The following is a 6,778-nucleotide window of genomic DNA, read 5'->3' as shown; positions in this document are numbered from 1 at the left end:
ACAGCCCACTGCTCGTTCGTCAGGTCACCCCGCACCACACAACGGATCATGCAATCCGAAAATCACCATCAGATCCACGGCCAGCCCCGGGACGTACTTCCCAAACAGGCCCTAACGGGTAAGGTGCCGTCCACCCGTCACCGACAGCACCTCGCCGTTGATGTGACTGTTGGCGGCCGACCCGAGGTAGGCGACGGCGGAGGCGACGTCCTCGGGCGTGCAGATGCGGCCGGTCGGCGTCTTCGCTGCCTCAGCATCCACGGCCTTCTGGCCGAGCCACGGTGCACTCAGCGCCCGATCGGTCAGGGTGAAGCCGGGCCGTACGACGTTCGTGAGGATGCCGTACCGCGCCTCTCGCGCCGCGAGCACCCGGGCCGCGGTCTCGAGCGATCCCTTCGCCGCGGGGTAGGAGACCGCCGCAGGCAGCGGCTGCTCGACGAGGTCCGAGGACACCAGCACCAGCCGGCCCCACCCGGCGTTCCTCATGCCGGGCAGCACGGCGCCGACCGCTGCCATCGTCCCGGTGACGTTTGCGGTGAGGCTGTCGGTGAGGCTCTCCCACGTCTCGGTCGGCCCCGTCGGCCATGCGACCGCGTTCGCGACCAGGACCGTGATCTCCCCGAGCGTGGTCCGCACCTCACCCACCGCGGCCTCGACCGAGCCGTGGTCCCGCTGGTCCAGCCGCACCGCCACCCCCTTCCCGCCCGTACGGACGATCGCGTCGACGAGGCGCCGGGCACCCTCTTCGTTGTGATGCCAGCCCACGCCGACGTAGGCACCCTCATGCGCGAACAACCTGGCGACCGCGGCGCCGATCGCACCTGACGCCCCCGTGACCAACACGATCCGACCCTCGAACCCAAGATCCATAATCATCCTCCCAAACGATTAGCCGAACACCTATTAGCCAGCTATATATTAGCCGACTATGTAAATATACGATAGCCAGCGTGGACGCAGGCGAAGCCATGCGCCTCAACCGGGCGCTGACCAAGATGGGCAAGCTCTACCGCGCCGCGAGGGCACGCCGATTCGCCGCGCTCGGGCTCCACCCCGGCCAGGACGTGCTGCTGTGGCACCTGGCCCAAGATCGCGGCGGGATGACGATTTCGGAGCTGGCGGCCCGGCTCGGCGTCGAGCCGCCGACCGCGACCCGCAGCCTTGCGCGACTCGAGAAGACCGGGTACTTCCGGCGCGAGCCGGTCGCCACCGACCGCCGCCAGGTGCGCATCGTGGTGACGGATGCGGGCCAGGCGCTGGTACCCGCCATTGAGCAGGCCTGGTCAGAACTCGCCGAGGAGGCCATGGGAGAAGTGAGCGCGCCCGACCGCGAGATCACGATCGACGCGCTCGAGCAGGCCATCGCCAGCCTGCGCGGCGTGATGGGAGACGACGCCCTGGTCGAGGAGTGAGACCGCGCCGATGGCGTGATGGCCGAACATCCGCGGTCCCCCGGTCCATCACGCCTGAAGATCAAGCCAATCGCGGGACCGACGCGGATCTCGACAAGAGCTCAAGGCTCAGCTGGCGCGGCTCCACGACCACCCCCGCCTGTCCGGTCTCACCACTTCAGAGTTCGATCATTATAGCGGTGTCGACGCAGCTCACAGCATATATTTTCTTGGTCGCGTGACGCCTCTGCCGTCATGGTCATGACGCATTGGACGGCTGCCACGAGGCGACTCTCATCGACCGGGTTCGCTCGCCTCCGCGAGAATCCTGGTGATCTCCTCGACAGAATCGCACGCCCCCGCCGCGACGCTGATCACCAGGTCGTAGGCGCCCTCGTTGGTCAGCGTCAGACGGCGGCCGTTAAGACCATAGAAGACGATGAGCGCGGCGAGAGCGAGGCGTTTGTTCCCGTCGACGAGCGCATGGTTACGGGCGAGAGAGTGCAGCAGCGCAGCGGCCTTGCCGTCGAGGGTGGGATACGCGTCGTGACCGAAGACGGTCGCCCGCGGTCGGGCCAGCGCGGATTCGAGCAGGCCATGATCTCGGACCTGGGGCTCGGCTCCGAGCGTCCGTTCGGCGACGTGAAGCAGTTCGGGCAGCGTCAGATAGATCATTCGCCGAGCCGGCGGAGCGCCTCGGCGTACCGCGGAAGCTCCTCGTCCAACACCCGGTCCAGCAGCTCCGCACGGTTGTGCGCCTCGATGTACTCCCGGATCGCCTGCCGGGCGACCTCCTGCATCGACCGCTGCTCCAGCTCGGAGCGGCGCCGCAACGCCTCCGTCTCGGCGTCCGTCAAGCGCAAGGTCATAGCCACGCCCGGAATGGTATCATCAGCGATACCGCCACCGTCGCAATCGTCAAGCGCCGTCCGACAGCCAGCAACATCACCCCCGCAGCAGGTACAGACAGACGCGCGTCAGTAATGTCACTGGTAGCCGGTCACCCGCCGTTCACGCAGTAGCATGGTGGGCGATACTGGGCGGTGTGACGAGCGACGGACAGACCGGGCCGGCAGCCGGCGGTGATGCGCCGCCCCGGCAGCCGTTCGCGCACCTGAGCGCCCCCAACGCGGACGTCTACCGGGAGGTGCTGACGACGTTCGCGCGGGCGCGGGACCGGTTCATCGTCCACATGCGCCCCGAGGACGTGCTCGCGGACCTGGGGCGGCCAGGGCAGACCGAGTCGATCATCGCCGCGCTGGACAAGCTCGTTGAGTGGGGCAACCTGCGGGCCGACCCGGACACCGGCCGGGTGACCACGGTGGCGGACTTCCACCGGGCGCGCTACCTGTACCAGCTGACCCCGGCCGGGCAGACGGCCGAGGAGGCGATCGCCGTCTACGAGGTGGCGATCGGCCGCCGGGGCACCCTGCAGTCGGTGGCGCTGGAGGACATCGCCGCCCAGCTGCGCGCCCTGGTGGAGATGACGGCCGGCGACGCCGCCGATCTCGACCCGGCGAAGGTACACCTGCTGCTGCTGGGGCTGGCGGAGCGGTTCACCGGACTGGCCGACAACGCTCAGGCGTTCATGACGTCCCTCCGCCGAGTGATCGACTTCTCGGACGGTGACGTGGACGCGTTCCTCGCCTACAAGCAACGGCTCATCGACTACATCAACCGGTTCATCGCCGAGCTGGCGAACCGGGGCGCGGAGATCGCCACCCTGCTGGGTCAGGTCGAGGGGGCCGGCGTCGAACGCCTGCTGCTGCTCGCGGCCCGTCGGGAGGCGACCGACGCCGTGCCCGACGTGCCCGAGATATCCGACTCCGAGGTATCCGGGGTATCCGACCCCGGGCGAACCGACGCCGAGCGGATTCGGACCGCCTACGACGCCGCGGTCGCCGCGGCCCTGGACGGCTGGCGCAACCGCTGGCGCGGCCTGCACGACTGGTTCGTGTCGGCGGATTCACGCCGTCCCTCCCAGGCACGGTTGTTGCGGGGCGCGGCGATCACCGCGATCACCCAGCTCATCGACACCGTCGCCGCACTCAACGAGCGCCGTACCGGCCGTCCGGACCGGTCGGCGGACTTCCGCACGCTCGCCCGCTGGTTTGCCGAGGCCCCTGACGACGCGGCGGCCCACCGGCTGTGGCGGGCCGCCTTCGGCCTGGCCTCGGCCCGGCATCTCACCGTCAGCCAGGAGACCGTCGCCGCCTGGCAGGAGGACGAGCCGACACCGAACACGCCGTGGCAGGAGGCGCCGCCGATGCGGATCAGCCCGCAGCTGCGCCGGACCGGTTCCTACGAGCGGCGCGGAACGCCGAACCGGGTCACGGACCGCGCGCAGCAGCGGCGGCTGCTCGCCGAGCAGGCCGCGCGGGAGGCGGAGCAGGCCGCGTCCGCTCGGGCCCGGCTCGCCACCGACGGGCCGGTACTGCTGTCCCAGCTCGGCGTCCTGGACCGGCAGGCGTTCCGGCTGTTCCTCGGCCTGCTCGGGGACGCGCTCGCCGCCAGGCTGCCGGGCGATACCGAGGTGGAGACCACGTCCAGCGACGGCACGGTCCTGATCCGGCTCACCCTCGTCCCCGGCGGGGGGTGGCGCGGATCGAGACCGAGGATGGCGTCCTGGACGGCCCGGAACACACCGTCGAGATCGTCGACCTGGCCGGTGCGGCATCGCGTCCGGCGGCCTGAATGGCCTGAATGGCCTGAACGACAGGAATGACCGAAACCGGCAAAACGATCTGAATGGCCGGATGGACGACCTCGATCCGGTCGTACTCGCCGGTGGGCCGGACCGGCTCGAGCTGCTGGAGACCGGACGGGTGTCCGGATGACGGCGGACTCGGTCGCCGAGGAGAACCGGGCCGCGCGGCGCAGGGCCTTGCGCGCGCTGCTGGCCGGGCCGCTACGCACCGCCGGCGCGGACGACGAGGTCCTGCGGCTGGTCCGCCGGCACGCCTCCGAGCTGCGCGAGTGGCTCGCCGCCGAAACCGGCTGGCGGCTGGTCGTCGACGCCGAGTCGGCGCGGCTGTTCAAGACGGCGGCGACCATCCAGGACGACACGCACCCGGCGCGGGAGGGGAAGGGTCGAGCGCCGTTCGGGCGGCGCCGCTACGTCCTGCTGTGCCTCGCGCTGTCGGTGCTGGAGGCGGCGGACACCCAGATCACCCTTGGCCGGTTGGCCGAAGGGGTGCTGGTCGCGGCGAGCGACCCGGAACTGGCCCGCACCGGGGTCACCTTCACCCTCAGCCGCCGGAACGAACGTTCCGACCTCGTGGCGGTGGTCCGGCTGCTGCTCGCGCTCGGCGTGCTGGATCGGGTCGCCGGCGAGGAGGACGCCTATCTGCGCGACAGCGGCGACGCGTTGTACGACGTACGCCGCAGGGTGCTCGCGTCGCTGCTGACCGGTACCCGCGGCCCGTCGACCATCGACGCCGACGACATCGGGGCGCGGCTCGCCGAGCTGACCCACGAGCCCGTCCCCGACACCGACGACCTGCGCAACCGGTCGCTTCGCCACCGGTTGACCCGCCGGCTGCTCGATGATCCCGTCGTCTATTACGACGAGCTCGCCGAGGACGAGCGCGCCTACCTGATCAGCCAGCGCCGGGCGATCACCAGACGGATCGAGGACGCCACCGGTCTGATCGCCGAGATGCGCGCGGAAGGGATCGCGATGGTCGACCCCGACGACGAGCTCACCGACGTACGGATGCCGGAACAGCGCACCGACGGCCACGTGACCCTGCTGGTCGCCGAGTATCTCGCCGCCCAGCCAGATTCCGCGGGGCCGGTGCCGGTCGGCCGGCTGCGTGGCTACGTTCGGAAGATGGCGGCCGAGCATTCCACCTACTGGCGGCGGGGCGTCACCGAACCGGGTGCCGACGCCGAGCTGCTCGCCATGGCGCTGGACAAGCTGCGCGCTGCGGCTGGTCACGGACGTGCCGGGCCAGGCCGGCGAACCACCGGCGGTGCTCGCCCGGCCCGCGATCACGCGCTACGCCGTCGAGGCGCCGACGATCCACGACAGCCGGGCGGGCGGCGCCGGTCCGGTCAGAAGCGGTCCGGTCAGAAGGAAGAAGACGAGCCGCCGATGAGCACCTCGCCCCGTGTGCCCGCGGCACCGACCCGCGCGTCCACGACATCGGCACCGGCATCGGCCACGACACCGTCCCCGGCCTCGACCGCGATTCCCGTTCCGGCCCGAGAGGACCGCTGGCAGCCGCTGCGCGCCGGCCTCGTCGACCTCTTCTACTACGACGTGGAAGAATTCCACTTCCACGACGGGCGGCTGCTGCTGCGCGGCAACAACGGTACCGGCAAGTCGAAGGTCCTGGCGCTGACGCTCCCGTTCCTGCTGGACGGCGAGCTGGCCGCGCACCGGGTCGAACCGGACGGTGACCGCAACAAGCGGATGGAATGGAACCTGCTGCTGGGCGGCCGGCACCCGCATCCCGAGCGGCTCGGCTACACCTGGCTGGAGTTCGGCCGGCTGGGCGGTGACGGCGTCCCCGAGTACCGCACGATCGGGGCCGGTCTGAAGGCGGTCAGCGGGCGCGGCATCGTCCGGCACTGGTTCTTCGTGACCCGCCAACGGATCGGTCCGCAGCTGTCCCGGGTCGGCCCGACCCGGGTGCCGCTGACCAGGGACAAACTAAAAGACGCCGTCGACGGCCACGGCGCGGTGTATGACACCGCGTCGGACTACCGCCGTGCCGTGGACGAATCGCTGTTCGGTCTCAGCGGGCACCGGTACGAGGCCCTGGTCAACCTCCTGATCCAGCTACGCCAGCCGCAGCTGTCCAAGAAGCCCGACGAGAAGCTGCTCTCCCGGGCACTCACCGAGGCGTTGCCGCCGCTGGACCCCGCGCTCGTGGTCACCGTGGCCGAGGCGTTCCGGGGCCTGGACGAGGAACGGGAGACGCTGCGCGCCCTCGCCGAGGCGGAAACGGCGGCGCAGGCGTTCCTGACCCACTACCGCCGGTACGCCCGGGTGGCCGCGAAACGGTACGCCGCCCCGCCGCGACAGGCGCACAGCCGCTACGAGCAGCACGGGCGGGATCTCGCCGAGGCCGACGCCGCGCATCAGGCGGCGGTCGAGGCCCTGACGGCCGCGCAGCAGGCGCTCACCGAGGTGGAGGAGGCGAAGGCCACACTGACCGCCCGGCGGGACGCGCTGCGGGACAGCCCGGAGATGCGCGACGCGGCGGCGCTGCGGGGCGCCGAGGAGGATGCCGGGCAGCTCGCCCGGTTCGCCGCCCAGCGGGACCGGGACAGCCGGGCCGCGGCCGAGGCCGCCGGCGACCGGAAGCGCCGGCTCACGGGGGCGGAACGCACGGTCCAGGCCGACGCGGCGGGCTTCGACGCCGCGGTCCGGGCCGCCG

Annotated in this window: 6 protein-coding genes; 3 read left to right on the top strand and 3 right to left on the bottom strand. The window is 71.1% G+C overall.

Annotated elements, in window-relative coordinates; all coding sequences use genetic code 11:
- Positions 1-111: 111 nt before the first annotated feature.
- Positions 112-870: an SDR family NAD(P)-dependent oxidoreductase gene (locus tag AC08OU_RS20935; RefSeq protein WP_476605616.1), complete on the bottom strand. Its 759-nt coding sequence runs from the start codon at positions 868-870 to the stop codon at positions 112-114.
- 80 nt (positions 871-950) lie between these two features.
- Here AC08OU_RS20935 and AC08OU_RS20930 point away from each other — a divergent pair, with 80 nt between their 5' ends.
- The gene (locus AC08OU_RS20930) at positions 951-1,412 is read left to right on the top strand and encodes a MarR family winged helix-turn-helix transcriptional regulator (protein ID WP_462185802.1); all 462 of its coding nucleotides are present in this window, start codon (positions 951-953) and stop codon (positions 1,410-1,412) included.
- Positions 1,413-1,685: 273 nt separating this feature from the next.
- On the opposite strand, the gene AC08OU_RS20925 is transcribed toward AC08OU_RS20930, so the two are convergent.
- A complete protein-coding gene (locus tag AC08OU_RS20925; protein WP_462185803.1) occupies positions 1,686-2,066 on the bottom strand; it encodes a type II toxin-antitoxin system death-on-curing family toxin in 381 nt (126 codons plus the stop codon).
- Complete coding sequence (locus tag AC08OU_RS20920) at positions 2,063-2,260, bottom strand: ribbon-helix-helix protein, CopG family (RefSeq protein WP_462185833.1); 198 nt, start codon at positions 2,258-2,260, stop codon at positions 2,063-2,065. Before AC08OU_RS20920 ends, AC08OU_RS20925 begins: the two co-directional genes overlap by 4 nt.
- A 176-nt stretch (positions 2,261-2,436) precedes the next feature.
- Between AC08OU_RS20920 and AC08OU_RS20915 the strand changes: the two genes are divergently transcribed.
- Both AC08OU_RS20915 and AC08OU_RS20910 read left to right on the top strand, forming a co-directional pair.
- Complete coding sequence (locus tag AC08OU_RS20915) at positions 2,437-4,116, top strand: TIGR02677 family protein (protein ID WP_476600262.1); 1,680 nt, start codon at positions 2,437-2,439, stop codon at positions 4,114-4,116.
- Positions 4,117-4,224: 108 nt separating this feature from the next.
- The coding region (locus tag AC08OU_RS20910) for a TIGR02678 family protein (protein ID WP_476605615.1) at positions 4,225-6,778 on the top strand (2,554 nt) is incomplete at its 3' end.

This window comes from Frankia sp. CcMO1 (assembly GCF_977945845.1).
Note: the sequence above shows the minus strand (reverse complement) of the source record. Positions and strands in the feature narration are given on the sequence as shown.

What these genes read in the sequence shown, in the direction of transcription:
- AC08OU_RS20925 (WP_462185803.1), bottom strand. Translation starts at nt 2,066, where the DNA reads ATGATCTATCTGACGCTGCCCGAACTGCTTCACGTCGCCGAACGGACG.
- AC08OU_RS20935 (WP_476605616.1), bottom strand. Translation starts at nt 870, where the DNA reads ATGGATCTTGGGTTCGAGGGTCGGATCGTGTTGGTCACGGGGGCGTCA.
- AC08OU_RS20920 (WP_462185833.1), bottom strand. Translation starts at nt 2,260, where the DNA reads ATGACCTTGCGCTTGACGGACGCCGAGACGGAGGCGTTGCGGCGCCGC.